We start from the raw sequence: 26,197 nt of genomic DNA, 5'->3' as shown, positions 1-26,197 counted from the left end.
CGTTCACAATGGATACTGCCCTTCAGCTCATACTATAACAGATTCTCCTACTAATCTTCAAATATAATTTTTTTACAATATCATCGTTTAACGACATTGGTAAAATTTATCTTTCATTAGAATTGACAATTAATGCTATACGTCATATACTATCCACATACTATACGTCATATAATATAAAATGAAGTATAGGTACTATATGTGAGGTGGAGAGATGACATTTCAGCTTGGTTCAGCTTTACTTGATGCTTGTGTATTGGCTATCGTCGATAAAGAGGACGCCTATGGCTATTCTTTAACACAGGAAGTACAATCGGTCATGGAGATTTCGGAGTCTACACTGTACCCAGTATTACGCCGCTTACAAAAAGCACATTACTTAACAACATACGATCAGCCCTATCAAGGTAGAAATAGACGCTATTATCAAATTACAGAGCAAGGACGTATACGATTATTAGAGCTATTAAAAGAATGGCAAGTGTATAAGCAAAAGGTTGATTGTGTACTTTTAGGAGGGAATTTAGATGGATAGAGCAAGCTATTTGAAACAGCTACGAGGAAAATTACGTCGGCTTCCTGCGCATGAGTTAGATGCTGCGCTTACTTATTATGAAGAATACTTTGCGGAAGCTGGAGAGGAAAATGAGCAACAGGTCATGTCGCAACTTGGCTCCCCTTCTCATGTCGCCTCACAAATATTAGCTGATTTCGCACTAAAGGATTTGGAAACCTCCTCAGCCAAATCAACGAAAAAGAATATGTCAGCCATTTGGCTCATTATTCTAGCCATATTGTCTGCGCCACTTTCACTGCCATTACTGGCAACAGCTATTGCACTTATTTTTTCATTCGGCGCAGTCATCGTCAGCTTGATCCTGGCTATTATCGCGACAGTCATTAGTATTTTTGCTGGTGGCATCGTAGCCCTTATTTCAGGCTTCTTGATTTTAACAGAGCATTGGCCTACTGCACTGCTCTTTATGGGTGCGGGATTGGTTGTAACGGGCTTAGGTGTCCTACTCTTTCCTTTTGTCACACGTTTTATTAAGAAAACGGTTCTTGTTTCTGTTGAAGCATTAGGAAGACTATTTCACAAAATAACGAAAAAACGGAAAGGGGGCTTCTAAATGACATCCAAAAATACCCTTATCGCCATGACAATGATTGCATTAGGTATTTTACTTGCATTGGTTGGTTATTTTTCGGGCGGTCGCTGGCTTATTTTCAAAGATGCCGACGGTCTTCACGTCCCAAGCCATACAAATCTAGTGAGTCAATCACATGAGTTAGATGCGTTTACAAGTATTAATATAGTGAATGACTATGGAGATATTGAAATTATTGCGAGAGATAACGACTATAGATTAGAGACGCAGGTCTTTGAGCAGCAAGACGTAACCTATCATATAGACAATGGCGTTTTAACGATTGAAACAAAGGCGAAGAAAAGGGATGGTTTTCAATTTGGCTTTAATAACTTTTCTTCTCCCTCTATCAAGCTCTATGTCCCGAAAGATGCAAAAGTAGAGTCAGTTGTAATAGACAGTGATTTTGGTGATACAGCTGTTCGTGGATTACATTATGAGGAGCTTCAACTCATGCAAGATTACGGAGATATTACCTTCACTAACACGACTGGTGACAAAACAGAGATTACACAGTCCTTTGGTGATTTGACGCTCCAACAATATGCTAGTAACGGCATTAGCATTGAAAGTGAGCATGGTGACATCACTATAGATGGTACATTAAATGGTCAATCCACCATTTCTTCTAGCTTTGGCGATATGACACTTCACTTACAAAACAAACAAAGTGATTTAGGCTATGACTTAAAAACTAGTTTCGGTGATATTACGATGGATGGTGAAGAACAAAGTGGCAAGGTGACGCAAGTAAATAATGGTGACCATCAACTGCATGTTTCCTTATCACATGGTGATTTAGATGTATCACTGAAGTAAAGCTGAATTCAAGAAGCTGCAAGAAAAATTCCTTGCAGCTTCTTTTCTATAATATTTTGATGTCCCCTGCATAAATCGTTCGGATTATCCCATTGTCCTGAGTAAGCTGTAGAACGCCATCATCTGTAATTCCACTAGCAATCCCTTCAAAACGTTCACGTAATGTCTTCACCTCTATACGTTGACCAATTGTACAGGATAATTGCTGCCATAGCGTTTTGATACTCGCGAAGCCCTCTTTCACATATAACTCTGTAAATTGTTCTAAATAGTGCAAGATAGATGCCACAAGGGCTGCGCGGTTGATTTCTTCTCCAGCCTCTAATCGTAATGAAGTAGCTATATCTGCTATATCAGGTGAAAAATCAGCTGCTGCTTGGTTCGCATTTATGCCAATCCCAACAAGTAAAGCTTGCACAAGATCAGCCTCTGCCTGCATCTCCGTTAAAATACCTGTACATTTTTTGCCATTAATTAATAAATCGTTGGGCCATTTAATGGCTGGTTCTACATGCTTATATAATGTTTTGATAGCCATTGTAACTGCTACTGCCACCACAAGTGTATAGGAGGATGCCTGTTGGGGGGTAACATCAGGTCGTACAATAATGGTCATCCAAATCCCAGTACCATGTGCAGATTCCCAAGGACGCGCCATACGGCCACGCCCCGCTGTTTGTTCCTCACCAATAATGATCGTACCGTGTGGGGCTCCTTCTTGAGCTAGCTTATGCGCAATCGTTTGTGTAGAATCTACCACATCATAATAATGGATTTCACGTCCAAAATGCGCTGTCTTTAAAAAGAGCTCAATTTGGGTTGGATTCAAGCTATTAGGTACACCCGTCAATACATACCCCTTTTTCTTGATGGTTTCAAATGTATACCCTTCCTCCTGCAATGTCTGCATATGCTTCCAGACAGCCGTCCGAGAGACACCCAAAGAATCTGCTAATTCCTGACCTGAAACTGCTTCACCATCAGCAGCCAGTATTCTTTTTAAAATTTCGTCTTTCATGGAAATTGTCATCTTCACATCAATCCTTTAGTCAACTATGCTATTTTTTATGTAACCTATTTTGTCTTTATCATACTGTAAATCAGTCTAAATGACCACCAAAGATAAAAGCCGTCCCATGTTTCTGAGACGGCTGCTTGTTGTATATTGAGTTAGCCAGCCATAAGTCAGCCACGCTTTCCTAGAAATAGTGCTGCTCTAGCCAGTTTTTAATCTGTTGTCGATCATTTTGGAGTTCATGATGAATAATAGCGGTCAACATGTCCTCCAATGCATCTTTTAGCCATGGTCCACCTTTTTTTCCAGACCATTTCAATAAATCCGCCCCATTCACCACTAAATCTTGCTTTTGTTGAATAGGCAACATTGCCTGTAATTCTCGAATAGACAGCTGTGGTAGCGCTGCGTCCAATTGGCGAAGCCGTGCAAAATATTGGGCAGCCTCTAACTCTTGTGCTGTGTACATAAAATAATGGGTATTTGTCCATCCCTCTTTTAACGCTTCATATGCGCTCAAAACCGATTTGACAAACGCCATTTCTTTATTAGATAGGCGGTAATCTCTCACTATCTCTCGCCAATCTGTCCCTTGCAGTAAGGCAAAATAAGCCCAGCCCAAGAGCTTGTCCTCTGTATGAAAGCCACGCCAATACTCAGCCTGAAAGTCACCTGGTAAATAGGCAGCCAAACCACTTTCCTCTAATTTTCGAATACCACCAAAAACTGCTTGTCCTACCCATAGCTTATCGAGCTCTGCTTTGATCCGTTCCCTTGCGATAAAAGCAATATCAGATGCTCTAGTTTGAATTGCAGACATTGTATCTGCTGCTATGGCAAAATCAAGCTGTGCTGAAAAGCGTACTGCTCGCAGCATGCGTAAAGCGTCTTCTGAAAAACGTTGTTGTGCATCTCCTACCGCTCGAATCATACGCTTTTCAATATCTTGGTAACCACCGTAATAATCCACATAAGAGCCATCAAGACGCATTGCAATAGCATTCATCGTAAAGTCTCGACGTTGTAAATCTTCTTGCAATGAACGTACAAATTGTACTTTTTCTGGACGACGGTGATCCGTGTATTCCCCGTCTGTCCGATAGGTAGTCACTTCAATAGGTCCAGCGGGTACGATAACAAGTACCGTCCCATGCTGAATCCCAATATCTACTGTTCGTGGAAATACCGATTTCACTTCTTCAGGCAAGGCATTTGTAGCAACATCTACATCATGAGCAGGGCGATTAAGTAAAGCATCCCTTACAGCGCCACCCACAATAACTGCCTCATAGCCAGCCTGTTCTAGTTGTTCAATGACTGAATAGGCTGCCTGCCATTCTTTATTGTTTTGCATGATTTCTTTCCGCAACCTTCTCATACAGTTTTTCATATTGTTCAACAATTTTAGATGAGTGGAATTTGTTATCTACTGCACGGATGGCCGCTTCTCGGAAACGTAATAATAGTTCTTCATCCTGCAGTAAATGAGTCGCATACGCTGCAACTGCCTCTGTGTCCCCTAATTCCACAATATAGCCATCTACACCATGTTCAATGACTTCTGGTATACCGCCTACATTTGACCCAATACAAGGTACGCCACAAGCCATTGCTTCTAATAAAACCAGTCCAAACGATTCCTGCTGTGAAAGTAATAGTTTCATATCGCTAATCGCATATAATTCTGCTAAATTTTCCTGTTTCCCTAAAAATAAAACATCCTTCATATACAGACTTTCCTTTACTTGATCCATGACACGATGCTTTTCTGGACCATCTCCTACCAATAAGAGTTTCGCCTTCATATTAGCACGAATTTTCATAAAGGCATCTATAATATCCGGAAGATTCTTAATTTTACGGAAGTTTGACACATGAATAAGCACTTTTTCATCTTCTTGAATACCAAATTGCTCTTTTAAATTTCCGGAATTACGAGGATAGTACTCACGCTCATCCACAAAGTTATAAATCGTTTCAATTGGTTTTACTGTATCAATCAATTCATAGGTTTGTTCTTTTAATGCATGTGACACCGTTGTCACAATATCAGATTTATCAATTCCATACTTAATGGCTTGTGACAACGTAGAATCTTGCCCAAGCACCGATATATCTGTGCCATGAAGGGTTGTGACGATGCCAACATCTCGACCACTCATTTCACGTGCTAATACCGCACATACCGCATGTGGGATGGCATAATGCACATGCAACACATCCAACTCTTCATCCTTAATGACGTCTGCCATTTTACTCGCTAATGCAATATCGTATGGAGAATATTGAAACACTGAATAATTATTAACTTCGACTTCATGGAAAAAGACGGTTGGATAAATTTTATTTAATCGAAATGGTACGCTTGAGGTGATGAAATGAATTTCATGTCCTCTTTCTGCAAGCATTTTGCCTAATTCTGTTGCAATGACACCAGAGCCACCAACTGTAGGATAACAGGTAATGCCGATTTTTAGCTTTTTCATTCGATGATCATCCTTTCTAAATCACGTCTTTTATTAGTTACGTCTTTCTTGTATCAGTCTCCAATCCACAAAGCCCTCTTGTAGGCCTTTTAATAATATTTCTGCTGTTCCCATATTTGTTGCCAGTGGCACTTGGTAAACATCACAAAGACGGATAAGTGCAGAAACATCTGGCTCATGTGGTTGTGCTGTTAATGGATCACGGAAAAAAATAACCATGTCCATATCGTTATTGGCAATCATAGCACCAATTTGTTGGTCGCCACCAAGCGGCCCCGAACGAAAACGTGTGACTTCTAAACCAGTAGCTTCAATGACACGTTGTCCCGTTGTTCCAGTAGCATATAGCGTATGTTCAAGTAAAATATCTTTGTAAGCAATAGCAAACTGTACTAAATTGTCTTTTTTACGATCATGTGCAATCAATGCGATTTTCATATAGCTTCCATCCCAATCTTTAGATGATGTTTTCTAAACCATAAACAAGCTGATCCATTTTCATAACCTCTTCTATGCAAAATGCAATGCCTGACATGAAGGAGTTTCGGTTTAATGAATCATGGCGAATCGTCAGTAGCTGCCCATCTCCTCCAAATAATACTTGCTGGTGTGCCACTAAACCAGGTAAACGAACGGAGTGAATGCGCATGCCATCAAAGTCTCCACCTCTTGCACCTTTAATGGTTTCCTTTTCCTCTGGATGTCCTTGAGTCTTTTGCATACGGGCCTCTTGTATTAGCTGTGCTGTTTTTAACGCTGTCCCAGATGGTGCATCGAGCTTTTGATCATGGTGCATTTCAATAATCTCTACATCTGGTAAGTATTTGGCCGCTTCTTTTGCAAATTTCATCATTAGGATAGCGCCAATCGCAAAGTTTGGTGCAATAATGCAACCCAACTCTTTTTCTTTGGCCATGGCTGATAATTCTTCTAGTTGTGTATCTGTAAATCCTGTTGTACCAATTACAGGTCGTACATTTAAATTCAATGCTTCCTTAGTATGCTTATAGACTGCATGTGGGTTGGTTAAATCTACTAATACATCTGGTGCAGTAACTTCTACAAGATCATGCATTTCAGTAAATATAGGTACCGTATAGCTTGCTGGAAACATGTCTAAATCAGCTAATGTTTTTCCTACTTCCTTATAATCTAGTACAGCTACTAATTCCATTTTGTCATGTTTCATGACCGTATGTACAGCCTCAGCCCCCATTTTTCCTCTTGCACCCGCAATGGCTACACGAATCGACATCATTCTTCATCCTTTCTAGTCCAACGATCCTTATCTCTAGTTTCAAATTTATGTATGACGCGTAAAAGTGCTTCATCTAGTTTAATACCTTGTGCATTTGCAAAACATACTAGTACAAAGAAAAAATCTCCTAGCTCTTCTTCAATGCTATTTGTGTCCTCTGTGCTTTTTTTCTTTTTTTGGCCATATACATCCTGAACCTCACGTGACAGTTCACCTAATTCTTCTGTTAAACGCGCAAGTAGCTCAAATGGTGGGAAATAGCCTTCTTTAAATTGTCCTATATAATCATCAACACGCTGTTGCAATGCTTACATTGTTAATTGATCTGTCATTATCATCACGCTCCTATTTACCATCCTATAAAATTTACACCATTGTTGTCAAAACCAATAAAATGTCAGATAATAGATAACATTACTTCATTTGTTTGGAACTACAGGAGGTCAAATGCTAAAACAGATTAAAATTCGTAATATTATCGCAATTATGCTCGGAGCCGCCGTTTTCAGCTTCGGTTTTGTTCACTTCAACATCCAAAATCAGCTGGGTGAAGGTGGGCTAAGTGGGATTACACTCATACTGTACTTTACATTAGGATGGGACCCCGCCTTAATGAACCTATTATTAAATATTCCCATGTTTATCATAGGTTATCGATTGCTTGGAAAGAAATCATTTATCTATACACTTGTCGGCACTTTATCTGTTTCTCTTTTTCTAAAGATTTTCCAAAAATATCAATTTACCATTCATTTAGAGGATGACATGTTACTTGTGGCACTTTTTGCTGGTGTCTTCGTCGGACTTGGACTTGGTATTGTTTTTCGCTTTGGCGGCACTACAGGTGGAGTCGATATTTTGGCTCGGCTTGGTCATAAATATTTTGGCTGGAGTATGGGGAAAACTATGTTTGTCTTCGATGCCATTGTCATTATCCTTTCGTGGCTAACATTCTTAGATGCTCGATCGATGATGTATACATTAGTAGCTGTATTTGTAGGTGCTCGTGTTATTGACTTTGTCCAAGAAGGTGCCTACGCTGCACGTGGTGCTCTTATTATATCTGAAAAGTCTGGTGCAATTGCTGAAACGATTGCGCTACGAATGGAGCGAGGGATAACGATCTTAGAAGGTCATGGTCATTTTACCAAACAGCCTAAAGAAGTGATCTATTGTGTCATTGGCCGCAATGAAGTTGTACGATTAAAATCAATTGTGCATGAAGTCGACCCGCACGCCTTTGTTTCCATTATAGAAGTACGAGATGTGGCTGGAGAAGGCTTCACCTTAGACGATCAAAAGCAGCCACTGCATTAAGCATACGAAGATAAAAAACTTGCTATAGTGGTGTACCACTATAACAAGTTTTTTCTTAGTCGTCGCTACGCATATTTGTAAAAATTAACACTAAACGTAATAACTCAAGTACAGCTACTGCTGCCGCCGCTACATATGTTAGCGCTGCTGCACTTAACACTTTTCGTGCCGGACGTTCTTCTTCATTTGTAACAATACCTAATGAATTCATTTGAACTAAGGCACGTTTTGAAGCATCGAACTCCACTGGCAGTGTCACTAATTGGAAAACAACACCTGCTGCTAATAATATGATACCTAACAGCAAGAAATTCGTACTACTTGCAAAAATACCAATCATTACAAAAATCCAAGACATATTAGACGAAATATTCGCTACGGGAACGAGCTTACTACGTAATGTAAGCATAGAATAAGCTTCTTTATGTTGGATGGCGTGACCTACCTCATGGGCAGCAACCGCAGCACCTGCAACACTCGCTTCATAAAAGTTACTTTCTGATAAAGCAACTGTTTTTGTTGCCGGATTATAATGATCAGACAACACACCTTGCGTTGGCACAACTCGTACATCATATAAGCCGTTCGCATCTAAAATCGCACGCGCTACCTCTGCACCAGTCTGCCCCTTCATTGTACGTTGTTTTGCAAACTTCTTATACGTACCCTTTACCTTCATCTGTGCATAAAGTGGAAGCAGCATAATAATGGCAAAATAAACAATATACATGCTAGTTGACAATTTTCTAACCCCTTTCTACCTCAATACTATAATTCTATAATTTATACCTTAATTCGGCAAATATTTGCGCTGCCTAATTGAGAAAATCGCAAGAAAAATACACGCAATGGATAACCAAAACGTAAAGTAACCAATATAGCTTGTGTATTTAGCTAAATCTCGATACATAGGCATTTGACCAAACACATAGTCAATGACATCATTATGCAATGTCCACACTGCTGCTATAGCTACATGCCAATAAGTGAAGACATACTTCTTCAAATACAGTATAGCTTGGACTGCCATAGCAAAATGTGATCCAACTAACATCCAGCCCTGCCAGCCAATGGTACCAGTTTCAATCAATGTCCAAATATTCATAACATCTGCCCAAAGACCATACTTCACCAATGTAACGAGAGCGAGCACCTCCATTAGTGGCCAGCTTTTTCCCATAATCCACGCAATCAGCACAAAACAGAAGAATAGGCTAGCTGTCGGGCTATCAGGAACAAAAATATAAAAAATCGGCTTGGTAATAGCCAGCTGCCAACCGTACCAATAATAGCCGTAAATTGTCCCTAATAGATTAATAATGAGCAGTGCTATTAAGAATGATTTATGGGTCAGAAGATACCAAATATTTGCTCTTGTTAGTTGCATGATGTCAACTCCTTCCGTTCTTAAAAAACATTCGTTATGTATTGTTCTGAATTCCTAGAGCAATTCCTCTACATTCAATTGTTCCTCACCATCAATATGTGTTAGTTTGTTGATTTAATGCGCTTATTTGTCCCATTAATTTTGCCGCTGATGCTTCACTTTCGATACAACTAATACTTGCTGAATCCAGACAAAAAATATTTTTCGACATTTTTCGCTAAAAATTCTTATACCAGGGAACCTTTTAACTTGGCTCTCAGTCCCAATAGTATAACAAGGTAGAAAAAAAGAGCCAGTTCCCTGACTCTTTTACTATTACTCTGCTTTTAAACTTTCGATGAATTCAGCAAGTTTTTGAAGATCTTCATCTGAACCTGTCCATAATCCTGGTGGCATTTTACCGCTCTCAGTACCGTTATGAGCAATGTCCTTAATTTGATCAGCAGTTAAACCTGTGTTCATTAGAGTTGGCGCTCCAGCTCCACCTTCTAAACCTTCACCGTGACATGTAATACATGCTGAACCAGCGTAAACTTTATAACCTTCTGATTCTTTGTCGAACTCAACTGTTTCTACGATCGCACCCATAGCTTTTTGAGCTTCCCAGTCGTGGTTAACAACTGACTCCCAAGTTAGGTAGAACATAGCAGCTAAAGTTAATAACATGAACGCTGTTGGTAATGGACGTTTAGATGGACGACGTTCTGGACCCTTGTCTAAAAATGGCATTAATAATAGCGCTCCAAATGCAAGACCTGGAATTACAATAGCTCCGATTACATTGTATGGACCAGAAGCAAATGAGTATTTTAAAAGTTGATACATAAATAAGAAGTACCAGTCCGGTAGCGGTGTATATGCTCTAGTTGGATCTGCCGGCCCTTCAAGTGGTGACGGGTGAGCGACAGTTAATAATAAGTATCCAATTAAAAATACAGCACCTACCATCCATTCCTTCAGTAAGAAGTTCGGCCAGAAAGCTTCCGTCTTACCTGGATATTCGGAATAATCCTTTGGAACATTCGGCATTCTGTGATTCGCTTTAATACGAGAATCGCCGACAAATTTCATTCCTTTTCCGCGATGCATAGTGTCCCCTCCTTTTAAAGATCATCGAACCGTCAAGACAATTACAACGGTCCTGAAATTCCTTGACGACGAATCATGATAAAGTGCGCTGCAAGTAACCCAAACAATACTGCAGGTAAGAAGAATACATGAATCGCAAAGAATCGAGTTAACGTTTGAGCACCAAGAATCGTAGTGTCACCCGCTAATAATATTTTAATCATCCCACCGATAAACGGTACAGATGCAGCAATTTCGATACCTACTTTAGTAGCGAATAATGCTTTCATATCCCATGGTAATAAGTATCCTGTAAAGCCAAGACCCATCATTACACCAAAAATACCTACACCAACCATCCAGTTTAACTCACGAGGTTTTTTATAAGAACCTGTGAAAAATACACGAAGTGTATGTAAGAACATCATTACGATAACTAATGAAGCTCCCCAGTGGTGCATACCGCGTACGATTTCACCAAATGCTACTTCGTTTTGTAAATAATAAACTGATTTCCAGGCATTCACAACGTCTGGTACATAGTACATTGTTAGGAACATACCAGATAGAATTTGAATTACTGTGATGAAGAATGTTAATCCACCAAAGCAATAAACGAATGCTGAAAAATGATGTGCAGGGTTAACGTGCTCTGGCACTTCGTGGTCGGCAATATCACGCCAAATCGGTGTAATATCTAGGCGTTCATCGACCCAATCATAAATTTTATTTAGCACTGTTGTCGTACCCCCTTACTTATTTAACTAGAGTATTTGCTTTTGCTGGACCAATCATTAAATAGCCATCTTTTTCTTGTACTTCAAATTCATCCAACGGACCTAGAGGCGGTGTACCTGCAACGTTTTTCCCGTTTTTCTCGTAACGACCTGCGTGACATGGGCAGAAGAATTGATCTGGGTGTCCAGAATCTCCACTCCAATCAACCATACATCCTAAATGCTTACAAACAGGTGATAGAGCAATGATTTGATCGCCATTTTTATAAACCCACGCTACGTTTGTAACATTCGATTTGTACCATGCATCCACTTGCTCGAATGAAAAGTCAACTTTGACAGGCTCTTCAGTGAGGTCAGCGATTTTATGCTCTGTTTCTACAAAATCTCCACCATCATGCTTTTGTAACACTGGATCAATTGCAAAGCGAAGCATCGGCATTAACATACCTGCCGCCATAAATCCACCTACACCAGTAAGAGTATAACTTAGAAATTGACGACGTGAAACTCGATTATTACTCATTATTTTCCCCCCTCTAACTTAAAGGTCAGTCCAACGGACATACTTTTACAAATAGTAATACTAGGACATATATATGATATATCAAGTCCATAGCTTGGTCAATATAGCATTCTGTGGAAAGCTGGAGAATGTGAACATTTATTGAAACTAATTGTTAAATCTGTGCCCATTTAGTCGAAAGCATTGGTATCACCTGGCGTAATTGATCTTCTAAAATAGATTTTTTCACACTTGCATCCATGCTTTCTAACGGAATAGCTGGTAACCAAACTATATTGACTTTCTCTTCACTCTTTGTCCAATAATGGTCACAAGTAATGAAGAACACATGCTTAAATCCAGCATTATGTAATTGTGCTTCTAATTGCTGTGGAAATTCATCGTTTTTTAAATTTGTCATATAAGAAAATGGTGGCATAACTAATAAACGGCCTTTGAACTGTTGCTCTATAAACGAAGTTAAAGACATAACAAAATCTACTTCGGCACCACTCTGTTTCATTTTTTCAGAAGAGAGATCGATGGATACAAGCGGAACAATGGCGGTATCAATGAAATCCTTCTGTGCCAGAAACGATGTCACATCGTTTGCATTAAAATACATTCAACAAACCTCCTTTATCGCAAAATAAAAAATGCCCTTATCCACTCTAAAATAGGATACCCAATTAAAAGTGAAAACAATCATTCATTCACTAGTAATGTTACCATATTGAAGTGGATAAAGGACATTCAATTTTTACCTATGATTAACGTAAATTAGCCGTTTCCTTTAATGCTTGTAACAAATTAGACAATTCATAAAAGCGTTCTTCATCTCCCTGGTCGAGGGCTTCATCGATTTGTGCGAGTAATTTTTCTTCTTGGAATACGAGTAAGCTATTGGAAAGCAGCTCTTCTGCCAGTAAACGATCTTTTTCACTGACTAGCAGTGTTTCTGGCATATAAGGGTTTTCTTCGAGAACTGCTAAGTATTGTGCACTTGGTGGTATATTTGGAAAATTCAATTGTATATACATATCTTCTTGTTCATGTAAGCGTAAATCATGGAAAGACTTCTCGGCATCTGCTGTCATCACATTGCCTTTGTAGAAACGAAAAGGTACACCTGTTGAGTCTACTGTCGACATCACCATCGCTCTAGGACAATAGTGAGCTTCTTCCACAAATCGGATTCTTTTTAGTAAGTCATCATTACTTAATAAATAATTTAAAATCCATACACACTCACGACGTTTCAATTGATAATTTTTTAAAAACCATCGAACAAATGCTTTTTTATCAACAACTGATACAGAAGCAGTCATACCCACTCCCTCCTTTACTCAAATTCTAAGGCTTCTAACTTCTCTTGCCACTCTGGTTCACTCGGTTGAATGTTGATTAATTGTCCAAGAACCTCTTTTGCCTCTGAACGTTTTCCTTCCTCTAATAAGAAGTAAACATATTTTTCTAAAAATGTTGCGTCTTCCTTAAAATCATTATATGCCAAACGGTAAAATTCGTATGCACGGTCGTACAATTCTAAATTTTCATATGCCTCTGCTGCAAATGGATATAATGTGCTCCATTCAAAATCATTTTCCTGTAGCGTTTCAAATAATTCGATAACATCCTCATGACGCTCCTGTTGTCCCAACACAGAAATAAGGGCTAGTACCGCCTCCATGTACTCAGGATCCAGCGCTATAGCTTCTCGCAGATGTTGCTCCGCTTCTTCTGGCAAACCATTTTTCAACGCCATTTTACCAGCAAATAAATACAGTGATTTATCATATTCATCGCGTTTTAGCCCCTCTTGAATGGCCGCATAAGCTTTTTTATTATCCTCTGTCATAGCATAGCTTTCCGCAAGCAATAAATAGGCTGAGAAGTAATCTGGATCTAATTCTTTCAATTCCTCTAGTTGTTTAATAGCCATCTCGTACTTTTGTGATTGGAAAGCGGAATAAGCTGCTCCAAATAAAATATCTGGCTTTACCTCATCCTCAAGGGCCTTGACATAGTAATCAAAAGCCGTTTCATAGGCAGCCCCTGCACGATACACCTCTGCCAATCGTTCAACAAGTTGAATACCTGCAAATTCATTTTGCTGCTCATATAAGTCTTCGTACAACCTTGCAGCTTCTAAAAAACGACCTGTTTCAAATAAAAGTTCTGCTTTAGCAAAATGTAATAACGGCTCGTCAGGTAAAATCGCTAATGCTTCATTTATACGTTTTTCTGCAACCTCAAATAACCCCTGCATTTGATAATAATCGGCTAGAACTAATAAGGCTTGCGGATATTCTGGTGACGCTTCTTCAATTTCTAATAATAAATCCAATGCTTCATCTTCATCACCAAGCTCCATTAATACATTTGCACGATCTATTTTTAACTGTGCCTCTTCTGGGAATAAAAATTGTAAATGCTCCAGCACACGGTCAGCTTCTTTCATGTACCCATACTGCATAAAAATCTCAGCGAGTGCATAAATCTCCTCAGGTAGCTCCTTCGTTAAAAATGATTCTAGTAGCTGATCTATTAATGCTAAGTCCCCTTGTTCAAGTGCTTGCATCATTTCAGTCATCGCATTGTTCACAGTCATTCACCTATTCTTTCATTAATACCTTTATGCTACAAAACATTTACCATTGAAACAAGAAAAAACTCCCCAAAAGCTGGAGAGTCTATCTTGAATTGTTATTTCACTGCCTCAATATGATCAAAGAACGATGGGTAGGATACAGCAATGCATTGTGCATCATCTAATGTTACGGCTCCATCCGAAATTAGAGCTGCGACAGCCCCCATCATACCAATTCGATGATCGCCGTATGTGCGAAGACTTGCACCTTTTAATGGTGTTGGTCCATTAATGATCATTCCATCTTCTGTTGCTTCTATTTGTGCACCTAGCTTTTTCAATTCAGTTACAACCGCCGTGATGCGATCCGTTTCCTTCACTTTTAGCTCCTCAGCGTCTTTAATGATTGTTTGACCATGTGCTTGCGTAGCGAGTAAGGCAAGGATCGGAATTTCATCAATTAAACGAGGAATAATGTCCCCCTCAATTGTTGTACCTGTTAAAGTAGATGTGGCCATTTGAATGGTTGCTGTAGGTTCAGCTTGATTATCCTCATTTGGTGTCACGGTCATTGTTGCGCCCATTTTTTCAAGTACCTCGACAATGCCATCACGCGTTGGGTTGATACCAACATTTTTTAACGTTACGTGACTATGCTCACAAATGGCTCCTGCCACTAAGAAGAAGGCTGCTGAGGAAATATCCCCTGGAACAGCAACATGTGTCCCGCTGAGAGACTGTCCGCCTTCAATGGAGACAACGCCATTGTCTACTTCTACCTGTGCACCAAATTGTCGCAGCATTCGCTCTGTGTGATCTCGTGAAACTTCCATTTCTCTAACAATCGTTGTTCCTTCAGCACGCAAGCCTGCTAGTAAAATAGCAGATTTCACTTGTGCACTTGCTACAGGCATCTTGTAATCGATGGCCTGTAATTTTGTACCTTGTATAGCAAGGGGTGTGTACTGCCCGTTAGCACGCCCTGTAATATGAGCACCCATTTGACGCAGTGGGTCTATCACACGTCGCATTGGTCGTTTGCCGATAGACGCATCTCCCGTCATCACGGAATGAACCGAAGAACCAGCTAAAATACCCAACATTAAGCGTGTTGTTGTGCCAGAGTTACCCGTATACAACACGTCTGTTGGCTCCTGCCAGCCATCCATGCCTGGACTATGAATCGTTACATTAGTTCCTTCGACCTCAATTTGAACGCCAAGCTTCTGGAAGCAATCGATTGTACTTAAACAATCTTCCCCTAGTAAAAAGCCCTCTACTGTCGTTGTCCCACTAGCAATGGCTCCAAACATGACAGAACGATGGGATACAGATTTATCGCCTGGAATGGTTAAAGTGCCCTGTAAAGAAGGCTTATTGTATTGCAAAATTTTTTCACTCATAAACTTTCTTCCCTTCAATATGAAGATAGAAAGCGCCGAAATACCGACGCTTTCTTATGCTATGAAATATACGTTTCGAAATTTGCTCGTTGTTGGATACATGCCGCAGCACGTTCGCGATCATTTTCGCTTTGGAAGCTAATAACAAGAATACCGAAAACATCTTCACGTGATTCAACGATTCGTAGATTCGTAATACTGATCGCTTCATCCGCTAACAAGCCCGTCACTTCTGAAATAACGCCTGGATAGTCAGGAACATCAACATATAAGTCAAATGGCGTATACATGGCCCCTGCACTAATCGGCAATTCATCTCTCAGCTCTTTGGCAACAGAAAAATAGTTTTCAATAGCCTGTGAAGAACCATCCGTCAGCAGTTCCTTAATGCGAGTCATTTCTTTTTCCCAGCCTTCTAACTGAGTAAGTAGCTCCTCACGATTTTGTAGCGTAATATCTCGCCATAAAACGGGGTTCGAGGAAGCAATTCGTGTAACATCACGAAAACCGCCTGCTGCAAGTGAGCGTGTCATCGGGTATTCTCCATTTTCCTCACCTAATTGATGGACCAGTGAGGCCGCGATAACATGTGGAAAGTGACTCACCACAGCTGTCATATGATCATGTTCACTCGCAGATACACTGACTACTTTTGCATGTGTAAATTTGAGCAAACTTTCAAGCTTTGCCATATGAACGATTTCTTCTCCAGCAAGCGGCGTCAGCATATAATACGCATTTTCAAAAAGATGCGCCTTTGCAGCCAACACACCACTTTTATGAGAACCTGCCATTGGATGTCCACCAATGAATGTAATGCCAAGCTCACGTAATTCGCTGGCCTTTTGCATAATTAATTTTTTTGTACTCCCAGTATCTGTTACAATGACTTTATTTTTTAATGGCCATGATTTTAATTGCTCCATCCACACAAGTGTTGCATTAACAGGTGTACCAAAGATAATGATATCGACATCTGCCGCAACAGCCTGCGGATCTGTGACAATCTCATGCACAATATTTAATGTTTTTGCATGCTCACGTGTTTGTGTATCCATATCATAGCCAATAATTTTTGTTTCGGGTGCTTTTTGCAAAGCAAGGGCAATCGAACCGCCGATTAAGCCTAGCCCAATAACGAGTACTTTGCGTGTCATGCAAATACTCCTTGCTGTGTTAATACTTCGTCAAGCTGGCTAAGTAATGCTGCATTTTGTGCCTCTGTACCAATTGTAACACGGATAAACCCTTGTAATCCTAGAGCATTGCCACTGCGGACAATAAAGCCTCTTTTCATCAGCTCTTGGAATACAACATCACTATCAGCTTGAGTATCAAAGAAAATAAAGTTCGTATCAGATGGGAAGTATTTTAAATTATGCTTTTCACAGAATTCTACATATTGCTTTTTGCCGTTTTCATTGGCTTCACGACATGCTTCAATGTAAGCTTGATCGCTGAGTGCAATAGCTGCCACAGCTTGACTTAAGATTGTATTATTAAATGGTGCGCGAACAGGATCAAGCTTAGCAATAACGCCAGCTTGCCCAATCGCATAGCCAACACGGAATGAAGCTAGTCCATAGGCTTTAGAAAATGTACGTAATAAAAGTACATTCGGATATTCATCGATGATTGGTAACGTATCCTTATGGCCAGGATGTGTTACATATTCAATGTAAGCTTCATCCAAAACGACAAGGACATCGCTTGGTACTTTTGCAAGAAAAGCACGTAATGCCGTATCAGGTATGACAACTCCTGTAGGATTATTTGGACTACATACCCAAACAATCGATGTTTGGTCATCAATTGCAGCTGCCATGCTATCCAAATCGTGGGCACCTTCAATACAAGGAATTTTTCGTACCTCAGCACCTTCAATTTCAGCGTTGTGCCAGTATTGAGAGAAGGAAGGATCCGCCATAATCGTATTTACTCCTGGATACAACAGTGCACGCGTAATAATAGCAATAATGTCGTCAGAGCCGTTGCCAAAAAGAAGCTGTGTTTCCTTGACACCTAGATGATCCGCAACAGCTGTACGTAAATTTTGTGCATAGCCATCTGGATAAAGGGCATGATTCACTGCATTATTTTGTAAATAAGCTGTTACCTTAGGTGAGCACCCAAACGGATTTTCATTCGATGCCAATTTAATGACTTCCTTTAAGCCGTATTCACGTTGTACTTCTTCAATTGGTTTCCCTGGTTTATATGCTTGCATACCGTCCAATTGTTGTTTCCACTTCATCTAAAACATCTCCTCTACTTATTTAGCCTGCGCCAAATCTGGTCTTAATTTCACTGCATCGTTGAGATACAAGTGCTTTACATCTTTTTGGGCTACCTCTACGTTCGCATGAATTAATACACGAATACATAAAGGTAAAGCGTTCGGCACATCCATTTCATGTGTACACATCACAGGGACATATTGCCAGCCGTCCATCAAGCGTACTGCACGGGCAGGAAATGCAGAGGTAATATCTGGCGTTGTAGAAATAAGGATTGATGCAATATCATCGATCTCCACATGATTTGCTGCCACAACCTCACGCACTAATCTTGCTGTCTCATCCCATACAAGCTCTGGCCTGTCAGATTCAATTGTTATTGCTCCTCTAAGTCCACGAATCATACAAGCACCTCCGCTAATAACTGTCTATATTCGGCATCTACTTCTCTGCATTCTTCTAAATCAACGGCTCTCACAAAGGGTTTACCTATTTCTTCCAAAAGAACGAACTGTAAAATACCGTATTCCACTTTTTTATCTTTCATTAAATAACTAGTTAACTGTTCAAATGAATAATCATTCACAGGCTCAAATGGATAGCCATTTTTCACTGCGAACTGTAAAAATGTCTTGGTGAACGCTCGCTCCAGCTTTCCGTAACGCTCGCTTAACAATAGGCTATAGACCAACCCCATCATTACGGCTTCTCCATGTGCTACTTTGCCATAACCAGCTGCCGCCTCAATTGCATGTCCATATGTATGGCCTAAGTTTAAAAATTTCCGAACGGACTGTTCTGTTTCATCCTCAGCTACGATTTGAGCTTTCACTTCAATTCCTTTTTTCAGCTGCTTGGCCAGCTCATTTTGATTAAAATGAATCACTGAATCAGCTGTCATTAATTCCTCTAACCAAATAGAATCAGAAATCATCGCATGTTTAATTAACTCTGCTGTTCCTGAACGCACTTCACGCTCGGATAAGCTTTCGGTAAGAGCAGTATCGTAAATAACACCTTCAGGCTGATAAAATGCACCAATCATATTCTTTCCTAACGGATGATTAATAGCTGTTTTACCGCCAACTGCAGAATCATGGGCTAAAATGGTCGTTGGAATTTGAATAAAAGGAATTCCACGCATATAGGTTGCCGCAACGAAGCCTGTTAAATCGCCGACAGCTCCACCCCCAAAAGCAAAAACAAATGATTTTCGCGAGCATTTTTGTTCCAATAAAAATGTTTGAGCAGCATTGTATTGTTCAAAGGTTTTACAGGCTTCACCACCAGGTAAAATAAAAACCTCAAAATCATATGGGAAATTTGCCTTGAAATAATCTCCCTGTGCAGCCCAAACATTGCTATCTGTAAATACGATCAGCTTATCTGCTTTTTGAAGTTTATCTGCAAATGCTTGAACAGCTTCAGTTAGAAATTGATGACCGAGAACAACTTCATACTGATGCGATTTTGTTGCAACTGGTACACGCATAAATCAGAACCCCTTTGTATATTGACGATGCTCGTCAATTTGAGCTTGTAATTGAGGTAGTTGATCACTATGGAATTGCTCCAAAATAGCATTCGCTATTTCCCAGGCAATAACATGTTCTGCGACTACAGATGCTGCGGGTACTGCACAGCTATCAGAGCGCTCAACGCTTGCTTTAAATGGCTCTTTTGTTTCGATATCCACACTTTGTAATGGTTTGTATAATGTAGGAATTGGTTTCATGACACCACGGACGACAATTGGCATTCCTGTTGACATACCGCCCTCTAAGCCACCGAGTCGATTCGTTGCTCGTGTGTAGCCCTCTTCTTCAGACCAAATAATTTCATCATGCACTTCAGAGCCTTTACGTCGTGCCATTTCAAAACCTAGACCAAATTCTACACCTTTAAATGCATTGATAGATAGCATGGCTGCTGCTAGTTTCGCATCAAGCTTACGATCATAATGCACATAAGAGCCGACACCTGCTGGCATACCTTCGACAATGACTTCTACAACACCACCGATAGAATCTCCAGCTTTTTTCGCCTCATCAATAGCCTCTACCATTTTGGCAGACGCTACAGGGTCAACACAGTAACAAGGATCTGCTTCAACAATAGCACGAATTTCTTCTGTTGTTTTTCCTTCTAGTACAGATGTATCTGCCTTAATTCCTACGATTTCAGTCACATGTGCAACAATGGAAATGCCTAATTCATTCAGTAAAGCTTTTGCCACAGAGCCAACTGCTACACGCACAGTTGTTTCACGTGCAGAAGAACGCTCTAATACATTGCGTAAATCACGGTGACCATATTTCATGCCCCCAACTAAATCCGCATGACCTGGACGAGGTCGTGAAATTTGACGCTTAATATCTTCAGGATTGATATCATCTGCTAATGGCTCAGCACCCATAATTTTAGTCCAGTGCTTCCAGTCATCATTTGTTACAACTAGTGCGACAGGAGATCCAAGTGTTTGACCATGTCGAACACCAGCAACAATCTCTACTGTATCTGTTTCGATTTGCATTCGGCGCCCCCGTCCATGACCTCCTTGGCGTCGTTTTAAATCATGATTAATTTTTTCTGCTGTAATGGGTAAGAGTGACGGTAAACCCTCAATAATTGTCGTTAATTGAGGTCCGTGTGACTCTCCTGCTGTTAAGTAACGCATAAACACTTTCTCCCTTCAACTCGCTAAAGTATGTATTTTTCACTATAACATATATTCTTTAAAAAAACAGTCCTTTTACAAATGTCTTTTCAGTACACCCCATTTCCATCATTCTAAATGCGAATATTCTGAACGACGTCTATAAAGGAAATCGGTGTACTACTGAAATATGGCGTGCTGAATTTTATCCATTACGCTACAGCATAATTGCCGCTGACGTTTCGCCTTCGATACAACATGCATTTGACAAAGTACTCGTTGCACTACTAAAGTGAAGTGCTAAATTTTATAAAAAATACGCCTTTGCTTATGATAAGCGAAAAGCGTATGAAATATCTATGTTTAATGCTTGCTTACTATATGTACAAGACTATTTTGGTCATTTGTACAAAGCTTTTCATCCATATTATTAGCTATTTTTCCGATAGAAGAACGTGTCCTCTACATCAAATTCATAACGTGCTGGATTAAAAATTTGCTCTGTTGAGCCAACAAATAAAATACCATCTTTGCGCAGGGCTTTACTAAAATTATTATAAATTTGATCTTTTGCATCTTCTGTGAAATAGATCATGACATTGCGACAAACAATTAAATCATAATGGCTGTCGTAGGAATCATTCAGTAAATTATGTTTCTTAAAGGTTACACAACGCTTAATTTCATCCTTCACTCGATAGTAGGAGCCCTCTTGTTCAAAATACTTTGCTTTAATGTCACTTGGCACCTCTGCTAAAGAACGTTCAGGATAAACACCTAATTTCGCTTTTTGTATGACATTCTCATCTAAATCAGTAGCAATAATTTGAATTTGAGATAAAGGCACCAATTGAGATAATACCATTACTAAAGAATATGGCTCTTCTCCTGTTGAACAAGCAGCACTCCAAATTTTTAAACGCTTATTTGTTTGTAACAGCTTCGGCAAGATTTTCTTTTGTAATACTTCCCAACGCTTTCCATTACGATAAAATTCAGAAACATTAATCGTCATACGATCTAAAAATTCATTCATTAAATCACGATCTTGTTCAAGTGCCTTTAGAAAGTCTACAAAATTACGATAGCCTTTTTTCTCATAAAGAGAGGTTAATCGTCTTTTCATTTGCGCTTCTTTATATAACGCTAAATCTATTCCTGTTTTGCGCTTAATACCTTCTATAAATTGTTCATAATCAGACATATGGTCATCTTCCCCTCTAGCGTCGTATTTCCATTATAGCGGAAAAGTCCCAATCCTGAAATAGTCTTTCTTGGGTAAGCCAATCTACTTGCTTGCATTTTGTTTTTCTTCTAATAGTAACACTTTCGACTGTTCTAATTCTAGGCGCATTTTTTCTGTTTCTATCGTATACGTTTCCAATCTAAGCTTTTCTAACTCTACTTCTTTCTCAACAGCCTTCAGTTTAATTTTTTGTTGTCTTGTGCGAGCGTCTGTAAAAATCCCCGCTAATGAAATAATGACGCCTCCAATAATCGCTACAATGGCAATTGACAATCCATCCACATCCTTTCGTTACTAAGATTATACGGCAAAATGGAAAAAATAGTTTCATTTTTCAGGAATTTATCTCCTCTCAATACAATATTTTTTGCATTAGTCAGTAGTTGTTCAGACGCGCTGATATATAATAAATTCCGCACAAAAAATGAAGGTAGTTTTTCACTACCTTCATGCTAGCCATTGTATTAAACTTGTACGCGATACGCCTTTAAATCTTCTCGTAATTTGGCCTTTAGGAATTTACCTACTGACGTTTTCGGTACCTCTTCAATGAAGACGATATCATCAGGAATCCACGTTTTATGGAATTGCTGCTGTAAACTCTCTAGTAGCTCTGCCTTGGTAATCGATTCTTTAAATTCAGGCTTCGCTACCACACAGGCTAATGGTCGCTCCAACCATTTTTCATGCGGAATAGCAATAACAGCAGCCTCAAATACTTTTGGATGGGACATCAATGCATTTTCAAGCTCTACGGAAGAAATCCATTCGCCACCACTCTTAATTAAATCCTTTGTACGATCGGTAATTTTTATATAGCCATCTGCTGTCATCACCGCGATGTCGCCTGTATAGAGCCAACCATCTTTAAAGGCTTCATCTGTGCGCTCATCATGATAGTACTCATTAGCAATCCACGGACCTCGAATCGTTAGTTCTCCCATCGTTTTGCCATCCCATGGCACTTCACCATGTTCATTGACCACCCGTGTTTCAATTAGAGGCATGGTCATACCTTGCGTAATTCGAACATGCATTTTCTCATCATCTGTGTAGTCTTGCATATGGGTTAAATAGGTGGAGAGACTTACGAGCGGTGATGTCTCGGTCATACCATAGCCTGTCATGTAAGGGATATTGAGTTCTTGTTCAAAGCCTCGAATTAGGCCAATTGGTGAGGCAGATCCCCCACAAACAATTAATCGCATCGATGATAAGTCACGCGGATTTTGACGTTGCTCCTGTAAAACTCCTAGCCATATCGTAGGTACTCCTGCCGTCAACGTTACTTTATATACGTCAAATAACTCAAGTAAAAGCTGTGGTGTAAACATCGGACCTGGTAAGACCTGTGTAGCACCAAATGCAACACTGGCAAAAGGTAATCCCCATGCATTAGCATGGAACATTGGGACAACTGGTAACACTACATCCGATTCACAAATAGCAATACTATCAGCAAGGCCTGCCGTTAAACTATGAAGAACGATGCTACGATGAGTATAAACAACTCCCTTGGGCATGCCTGTCGTTGCACTTGTATAGCACATGCCAGCAGGTGTATTTTCATCTAAATCTTCTGGGAATACGAAATGTTCATTGGCCTCAGCGAGCAAAGCCTCATAGGAAAGAGCATTTGGAATGGGGATAGATTCGACTGCAACAGCATCTCCCATAATGATAAAATGTTTTACCGTTTTCAGCTGTGACACGATTGGTGCAATAAGTGGTACTAGATTATCATCAATTAGTAATATTTCATCCTCTGCATGATTGATGACATAAGCAATGTGCTCAGGTGCTAACCGAATATTAATCATATGCAGTACTGCCCCTGCACATGGGACTGCAAAATAGGCTTCCAAATGTCGATGGTGATTCCAAGCAAATGTGCCCACCTTCATACCTCGCTCCATTCCAAGCTTGGTAAGTGCATCGGCTAATCGGCGCGTTCGTTTGACATATTCTTTATACATAAACTCATGAATAGTTGTCGCACTTGTTCTAGAATAAATTTTCTTCGAATGAAAAAATCGTTCTGCGCGATTCAAAAAACTTGTTAATAATAAAGGTGTGTCCATCATATGCATTATACCGCGTCCCTTCATACATCAAATTTTGAAACGACCAAGACTACTAGCTGCGACAAACCAATTCAAAAATTAAATATTGTTGTTGTTACTTAGGCTGCATACGGATCGCACCATCCAGACGAATGACCTCACCATTTAACAAACCATTATGGATAATACTTTCAACTAAAAGGGCATACTCCGAAGGTTTTCCAAGTCGCTTAGGGAATGGTGTCATTTGAGCAAGAGCTGTTCTTGCAGGCTCAGGTAACGAAGCAAACATCGGTGTTTCAATTAAACCTGGCGCGATGGTCATCACACGTACACCGATCTCCGCAAGTTCTCGTGCAATTGGCAATGTCATCGCTGCCACTCCACCCTTTGACGCACTATAAGCTGCTTGTCCAATTTGACCATCAAATGCGGCCACGGACGCAGTATTAATAATAACACCTCTCTGCCCATCCTCATTCGACTCATTGTGCTGCATTTTCTCCGCGACTAGACGGATGACATTGAATGTACCAATTAAATTAACAGTGATCACTTTTTCAAATAAAGCAAGGGCATGTACGCCTCGCTTCGAAATCACTTTACTCGCATCAGCAATGCCAGCACAATTCACTGCTACATTAATCTTGCCAAATGCTGCAATGGCCTGCTCAAGACCTGTTGCCACCTCCTCCTCCTTCGTAACATCCACTCGTGCATAGATGACATTTTGCCCTAATTCCTCTACTAGAGCTTGTCCACGTTCATCATTGACATCAAAAACAACCGCTTTGCCACCTCGTTCAACAAGGTGACGGACAGTTGCCTCCCCTAAACCTGAAGCACCACCCGTTACTACCGCTACCACTTCATGATGTTTCATCAAACATATCCCCCTTACATTTTTTCGATGATCGTGGCATTTGCCATCCCCATACCCTCACAGATTGCCAGTAAGCCGTAACGATAATTCTCTCGCTCCATGCGATATAACATAGTCGTTAACAATTTTGTACCAGTTGCCCCTAATGGATGCCCTAATGCAATCGCTCCCCCATCAGGATTGAGCTTCTTCGGATCTCCACCCATGTCCTGTAGCCATGCGAGCGGTACTGGTGCAAAGGCTTCATTTACCTCATATGTGTCGATATCCTCTATGTTGAGACCTGATCGTTCTAGCGCTTTTCTCGTAGCTTCGATTGGCCCTGTTAACATTAATGTTGGATCAGAGCCTACGACCACTCTTGTCACAATTTTAGCAAGTGGCTGAATACCAAGTTCCTGAGCTTTATCCAAGGACATCACCACTACCGCTGATGCCCCATCACTCATCTGACTTGCATTGCCAGCAGTAATAACACCATCCTCTTGAAAAACAGTTTTTAGCCCATTTAAAATATCGACTGTTGTTTCTGCACGAGGACCTTCATCAACAGTAAATGTTGTCACTGATCCATCTTCCTGTGGAACTCGAATAGGTAGTATTTCATCTTTGAAATGACCTGCTTCAATAGCAGCGATTGCTCGTTGATGGCTTTGATAAGCATAGCTATTGAGCTGTTCTTTTGATAAAGACCATTGTGAGGCGATTTTCTCTGCTGATAATCCTTGATGGATAATATCATAATTCTCCTGTAAGCGTTTGCCAGCATGTGCATTTTGCATGTTTGACCCCATCTGTACCCTTGACATACTTTCCACGCCACCAGCAATGACAATATCCATATCCCCTGCTAGAATGGCCTGTGCTGCAAAATGGACGGCCTGTTGGCTAGAGCCACATTGACGATCAATGGTTACCCCTGGCACACTATCTGGAAAGCCAGCCATCAATAAAGCTGTCCGTGCAATATTCCCCCCTTGTTCAGCTGTTTGCGTTACACAGCCTAATATGACATCATCCACTTGTTCCTTGTCAACCCCTGCTCGCCTTACAGCCTCCTGTAACACATCTGCTGCTAAATCATCCGCTCGAACTTGACTTAATGCTCCCTTGCTACGCCCTACAGCAGTTCGTACAGCTGCTACGATTACCACTTCTCTCATATCCATAACCCCTTTTCCTTGTCATCCTTCACAGTTTATTGACAGCCCTATCAATCTATTCCTAACTTAATTATCAGAATATTACATCTTTAATTGTACAGGAGGACAAAGCTTTTAACAATTCTATATCTATCTAGAAATAGATAATTCCCCTATTGCCCTCTATCCTTACTTTTTAGGCAATAAAAAAAGCAATCCCAAGTAAATTGAGACTGC

At 40.2% G+C, this 26,197-nt stretch carries 29 protein-coding genes; 4 read left to right on the top strand and 25 right to left on the bottom strand.

Annotated elements, in window-relative coordinates:
- Nucleotides 1–214 precede the first annotated feature (214 nt).
- From V6670_RS07620 to V6670_RS07610, 3 genes are read left to right on the top strand one after another with little or no spacing between them, the layout of a single operon-like run.
- Nucleotides 215–535: a PadR family transcriptional regulator gene (locus V6670_RS07620; RefSeq protein WP_338653405.1), complete on the top strand. Its 321-nt coding sequence runs from the start codon at nt 215–217 to the stop codon at nt 533–535.
- A complete protein-coding gene (locus V6670_RS07615) occupies nt 528–1,130 on the top strand; it encodes a DUF1700 domain-containing protein (protein WP_036124520.1) in 603 nt (200 codons plus the stop codon). Before V6670_RS07620 ends, V6670_RS07615 begins: the two co-directional genes overlap by 8 nt.
- Entirely contained in the window at nt 1,131–1,967 is an 837-nt protein-coding gene (locus V6670_RS07610) for a DUF4097 family beta strand repeat-containing protein (protein WP_338653403.1), read from the top strand.
- 46 nt (nt 1,968–2,013) lie between these two features.
- Here the strand turns inward: V6670_RS07610 and V6670_RS07605 are convergent, their stop codons facing one another.
- The 6 genes from V6670_RS07605 to V6670_RS07580 form a co-directional block, all read right to left on the bottom strand.
- A complete protein-coding gene (locus tag V6670_RS07605) occupies nt 2,014–2,997 on the bottom strand; it encodes a biotin--[acetyl-CoA-carboxylase] ligase (protein ID WP_036124524.1) in 984 nt (327 codons plus the stop codon).
- A 169-nt stretch (nt 2,998–3,166) separates the two neighbouring features.
- On the bottom strand, nt 3,167–4,336 hold the full coding sequence (locus V6670_RS07600; protein WP_338653402.1) for a CCA tRNA nucleotidyltransferase: 1,170 nt from the start codon (nt 4,334–4,336) through the stop codon (nt 3,167–3,169).
- A complete protein-coding gene (gene bshA / locus V6670_RS07595; RefSeq protein WP_036124528.1) occupies nt 4,323–5,468 on the bottom strand; it encodes an N-acetyl-alpha-D-glucosaminyl L-malate synthase BshA in 1,146 nt (381 codons plus the stop codon). The genes V6670_RS07600 and bshA overlap by 14 nt, the downstream gene beginning before the upstream one ends.
- 33 nt (nt 5,469–5,501) lie before the next feature.
- Nucleotides 5,502–5,906: a methylglyoxal synthase gene (gene mgsA, locus V6670_RS07590; RefSeq protein ID WP_036124530.1), complete on the bottom strand. Its 405-nt coding sequence runs from the start codon at nt 5,904–5,906 to the stop codon at nt 5,502–5,504.
- Nucleotides 5,907–5,925: 19 nt separating this feature from the next.
- Nucleotides 5,926–6,723, bottom strand: a complete 798-nt coding sequence (gene dapB, locus V6670_RS07585) for a 4-hydroxy-tetrahydrodipicolinate reductase (protein ID WP_338654537.1) — start codon at nt 6,721–6,723, stop codon at nt 5,926–5,928.
- Nucleotides 6,723–7,031, bottom strand: a complete 309-nt coding sequence (locus tag V6670_RS07580; RefSeq protein ID WP_338653398.1) for a nucleotide pyrophosphohydrolase — start codon at nt 7,029–7,031, stop codon at nt 6,723–6,725. Before V6670_RS07580 ends, dapB begins: the two co-directional genes overlap by 1 nt.
- Nucleotides 7,032–7,173: 142 nt before the next feature.
- Between V6670_RS07580 and V6670_RS07575 the strand changes: the two genes are divergently transcribed.
- On the top strand, nt 7,174–8,043 hold the full coding sequence (locus V6670_RS07575; protein ID WP_338653396.1) for a YitT family protein: 870 nt from the start codon (nt 7,174–7,176) through the stop codon (nt 8,041–8,043).
- Nucleotides 8,044–8,098: 55 nt separating this feature from the next.
- Here the strand turns inward: V6670_RS07575 and V6670_RS07570 are convergent, their stop codons facing one another.
- From V6670_RS07570 to V6670_RS07480, 19 genes are all read right to left on the bottom strand, one after another.
- Nucleotides 8,099–8,773 carry a zinc metallopeptidase gene (locus tag V6670_RS07570; protein ID WP_058844265.1) on the bottom strand — a complete coding sequence of 225 codons (675 nt, stop codon included), beginning with the start codon at nt 8,771–8,773 and terminating at the stop codon, nt 8,099–8,101.
- Between the two features lie 60 nt (nt 8,774–8,833).
- The gene (locus V6670_RS07565) at nt 8,834–9,430 is read right to left on the bottom strand and encodes a DUF1405 domain-containing protein (protein WP_338653394.1); all 597 of its coding nucleotides are present in this window, start codon (nt 9,428–9,430) and stop codon (nt 8,834–8,836) included.
- Nucleotides 9,431–9,745: 315 nt separating this feature from the next.
- Complete coding sequence (locus tag V6670_RS07560; protein WP_036123182.1) at nt 9,746–10,519, bottom strand: menaquinol-cytochrome c reductase cytochrome b/c subunit; 774 nt, start codon at nt 10,517–10,519, stop codon at nt 9,746–9,748.
- 41 nt (nt 10,520–10,560) lie between these two features.
- Nucleotides 10,561–11,235: a cytochrome b6 gene (locus tag V6670_RS07555; protein ID WP_036123184.1), complete on the bottom strand. Its 675-nt coding sequence runs from the start codon at nt 11,233–11,235 to the stop codon at nt 10,561–10,563.
- 19 nt (nt 11,236–11,254) lie between these two features.
- Nucleotides 11,255–11,761 (bottom strand): ubiquinol-cytochrome c reductase iron-sulfur subunit, encoded by a 507-nt coding sequence (locus V6670_RS07550; protein WP_036123187.1) that lies wholly within the window; start codon nt 11,759–11,761, stop codon nt 11,255–11,257.
- Between the two features lie 154 nt (nt 11,762–11,915).
- On the bottom strand, nt 11,916–12,365 hold the full coding sequence (locus tag V6670_RS07545; RefSeq protein WP_036123190.1) for a YpiF family protein: 450 nt from the start codon (nt 12,363–12,365) through the stop codon (nt 11,916–11,918).
- A gap of 145 nt (nt 12,366–12,510) precedes the next feature.
- Nucleotides 12,511–13,068, bottom strand: a complete 558-nt coding sequence (locus V6670_RS07540; protein WP_036123193.1) for a ReoY family proteolytic degradation factor — start codon at nt 13,066–13,068, stop codon at nt 12,511–12,513.
- Nucleotides 13,069–13,082: 14 nt separating this feature from the next.
- Complete coding sequence (locus tag V6670_RS07535) at nt 13,083–14,351, bottom strand: tetratricopeptide repeat protein (protein ID WP_141904074.1); 1,269 nt, start codon at nt 14,349–14,351, stop codon at nt 13,083–13,085.
- A gap of 95 nt (nt 14,352–14,446) precedes the next feature.
- Nucleotides 14,447–15,733, bottom strand: coding sequence for a 3-phosphoshikimate 1-carboxyvinyltransferase (gene aroA / locus V6670_RS07530; protein WP_338653386.1), 1,287 nt, complete (start codon nt 15,731–15,733; stop codon nt 14,447–14,449).
- 59 nt (nt 15,734–15,792) lie between these two features.
- Nucleotides 15,793–16,890, bottom strand: coding sequence for a prephenate dehydrogenase (locus V6670_RS07525; protein WP_141904072.1), 1,098 nt, complete (start codon nt 16,888–16,890; stop codon nt 15,793–15,795).
- Nucleotides 16,887–17,987 (bottom strand): histidinol-phosphate transaminase, encoded by a 1,101-nt coding sequence (gene hisC, locus V6670_RS07520; RefSeq protein WP_338653384.1) that lies wholly within the window; start codon nt 17,985–17,987, stop codon nt 16,887–16,889. The genes V6670_RS07525 and hisC overlap by 4 nt, the downstream gene beginning before the upstream one ends.
- 18 nt (nt 17,988–18,005) lie before the next feature.
- On the bottom strand, nt 18,006–18,374 hold the full coding sequence (gene aroH / locus V6670_RS07515) for a chorismate mutase (protein ID WP_036123206.1): 369 nt from the start codon (nt 18,372–18,374) through the stop codon (nt 18,006–18,008).
- The gene (gene aroB / locus V6670_RS07510) at nt 18,371–19,462 is read right to left on the bottom strand and encodes a 3-dehydroquinate synthase (RefSeq protein WP_141904070.1); all 1,092 of its coding nucleotides are present in this window, start codon (nt 19,460–19,462) and stop codon (nt 18,371–18,373) included. The genes aroH and aroB overlap by 4 nt, the downstream gene beginning before the upstream one ends.
- 3 nt (nt 19,463–19,465) lie before the next feature.
- A complete protein-coding gene (gene aroC / locus V6670_RS07505) occupies nt 19,466–20,647 on the bottom strand; it encodes a chorismate synthase (protein WP_141904069.1) in 1,182 nt (393 codons plus the stop codon).
- 409 nt (nt 20,648–21,056) lie between these two features.
- Entirely contained in the window at nt 21,057–21,830 is a 774-nt protein-coding gene (locus V6670_RS07500; protein WP_036123217.1) for a protein-glutamate O-methyltransferase CheR, read from the bottom strand.
- A gap of 84 nt (nt 21,831–21,914) precedes the next feature.
- Nucleotides 21,915–22,145 carry a hypothetical protein gene (locus tag V6670_RS07495; RefSeq protein ID WP_016994411.1) on the bottom strand — a complete coding sequence of 77 codons (231 nt, stop codon included), beginning with the start codon at nt 22,143–22,145 and terminating at the stop codon, nt 21,915–21,917.
- A 191-nt stretch (nt 22,146–22,336) separates the two neighbouring features.
- A complete protein-coding gene (locus V6670_RS07490) occupies nt 22,337–23,962 on the bottom strand; it encodes a long-chain fatty acid--CoA ligase (protein ID WP_338653381.1) in 1,626 nt (541 codons plus the stop codon).
- 88 nt (nt 23,963–24,050) lie between these two features.
- Complete coding sequence (locus V6670_RS07485; RefSeq protein ID WP_141904067.1) at nt 24,051–24,818, bottom strand: 3-hydroxyacyl-CoA dehydrogenase; 768 nt, start codon at nt 24,816–24,818, stop codon at nt 24,051–24,053.
- Nucleotides 24,819–24,832: 14 nt separating this feature from the next.
- A complete protein-coding gene (locus V6670_RS07480) occupies nt 24,833–25,981 on the bottom strand; it encodes a thiolase family protein (protein ID WP_338653379.1) in 1,149 nt (382 codons plus the stop codon).
- Between the last annotated feature and the right edge of the window lie 216 nt (nt 25,982–26,197).

The sequence above is a fragment of the Lysinibacillus sp. Y5S-8 genome, assembly GCF_036894365.1.
Taxonomy (GTDB): domain Bacteria; phylum Bacillota; class Bacilli; order Bacillales_A; family Planococcaceae; genus Lysinibacillus; species Lysinibacillus fusiformis_D.
The sequence above is the reverse complement of the archived record's forward strand: the minus strand, read 5'-3'. Positions and strand labels throughout refer to the sequence as shown.

What these genes read in the sequence shown, in the direction of transcription:
- aroC (WP_141904069.1), bottom strand. Translation starts at nt 20,647, where the DNA reads ATGCGTTACTTAACAGCAGGAGAGTCACACGGACCTCAATTAACGACA.
- mgsA (WP_036124530.1), bottom strand. Translation starts at nt 5,906, where the DNA reads ATGAAAATCGCATTGATTGCACATGATCGTAAAAAAGACAATTTAGTA.
- aroB (WP_141904070.1), bottom strand. Translation starts at nt 19,462, where the DNA reads ATGCGTGTACCAGTTGCAACAAAATCGCATCAGTATGAAGTTGTTCTC.
- V6670_RS07575 (WP_338653396.1), top strand. Translation starts at nt 7,174, where the DNA reads ATGCTAAAACAGATTAAAATTCGTAATATTATCGCAATTATGCTCGGA.
- V6670_RS07490 (WP_338653381.1), bottom strand. Translation starts at nt 23,962, where the DNA reads ATGCATATGATGGACACACCTTTATTATTAACAAGTTTTTTGAATCGC.
- V6670_RS07525 (WP_141904072.1), bottom strand. Translation starts at nt 16,890, where the DNA reads ATGACACGCAAAGTACTCGTTATTGGGCTAGGCTTAATCGGCGGTTCG.
- hisC (WP_338653384.1), bottom strand. Translation starts at nt 17,987, where the DNA reads ATGAAGTGGAAACAACAATTGGACGGTATGCAAGCATATAAACCAGGG.
- V6670_RS07560 (WP_036123182.1), bottom strand. Translation starts at nt 10,519, where the DNA reads ATGCATCGCGGAAAAGGAATGAAATTTGTCGGCGATTCTCGTATTAAA.
- V6670_RS07540 (WP_036123193.1), bottom strand. Translation starts at nt 13,068, where the DNA reads ATGACTGCTTCTGTATCAGTTGTTGATAAAAAAGCATTTGTTCGATGG.
- V6670_RS07570 (WP_058844265.1), bottom strand. Translation starts at nt 8,773, where the DNA reads ATGTATATTGTTTATTTTGCCATTATTATGCTGCTTCCACTTTATGCA.
- V6670_RS07500 (WP_036123217.1), bottom strand. Translation starts at nt 21,830, where the DNA reads ATGTCTGATTATGAACAATTTATAGAAGGTATTAAGCGCAAAACAGGA.
- dapB (WP_338654537.1), bottom strand. Translation starts at nt 6,723, where the DNA reads ATGTCGATTCGTGTAGCCATTGCGGGTGCAAGAGGAAAAATGGGGGCT.
- V6670_RS07485 (WP_141904067.1), bottom strand. Translation starts at nt 24,818, where the DNA reads ATGAAACATCATGAAGTGGTAGCGGTAGTAACGGGTGGTGCTTCAGGT.
- V6670_RS07480 (WP_338653379.1), bottom strand. Translation starts at nt 25,981, where the DNA reads ATGAGAGAAGTGGTAATCGTAGCAGCTGTACGAACTGCTGTAGGGCGT.
- V6670_RS07550 (WP_036123187.1), bottom strand. Translation starts at nt 11,761, where the DNA reads ATGAGTAATAATCGAGTTTCACGTCGTCAATTTCTAAGTTATACTCTT.
- V6670_RS07565 (WP_338653394.1), bottom strand. Translation starts at nt 9,430, where the DNA reads ATGCAACTAACAAGAGCAAATATTTGGTATCTTCTGACCCATAAATCA.
- V6670_RS07610 (WP_338653403.1), top strand. Translation starts at nt 1,131, where the DNA reads ATGACATCCAAAAATACCCTTATCGCCATGACAATGATTGCATTAGGT.
- bshA (WP_036124528.1), bottom strand. Translation starts at nt 5,468, where the DNA reads ATGAAAAAGCTAAAAATCGGCATTACCTGTTATCCTACAGTTGGTGGC.
- V6670_RS07615 (WP_036124520.1), top strand. Translation starts at nt 528, where the DNA reads ATGGATAGAGCAAGCTATTTGAAACAGCTACGAGGAAAATTACGTCGG.
- aroH (WP_036123206.1), bottom strand. Translation starts at nt 18,374, where the DNA reads ATGATTCGTGGACTTAGAGGAGCAATAACAATTGAATCTGACAGGCCA.
- aroA (WP_338653386.1), bottom strand. Translation starts at nt 15,733, where the DNA reads ATGAGTGAAAAAATTTTGCAATACAATAAGCCTTCTTTACAGGGCACT.
- V6670_RS07600 (WP_338653402.1), bottom strand. Translation starts at nt 4,336, where the DNA reads ATGCAAAACAATAAAGAATGGCAGGCAGCCTATTCAGTCATTGAACAA.
- V6670_RS07545 (WP_036123190.1), bottom strand. Translation starts at nt 12,365, where the DNA reads ATGTATTTTAATGCAAACGATGTGACATCGTTTCTGGCACAGAAGGAT.
- V6670_RS07605 (WP_036124524.1), bottom strand. Translation starts at nt 2,997, where the DNA reads ATGACAATTTCCATGAAAGACGAAATTTTAAAAAGAATACTGGCTGCT.
- V6670_RS07620 (WP_338653405.1), top strand. Translation starts at nt 215, where the DNA reads ATGACATTTCAGCTTGGTTCAGCTTTACTTGATGCTTGTGTATTGGCT.
- V6670_RS07535 (WP_141904074.1), bottom strand. Translation starts at nt 14,351, where the DNA reads ATGACTGTGAACAATGCGATGACTGAAATGATGCAAGCACTTGAACAA.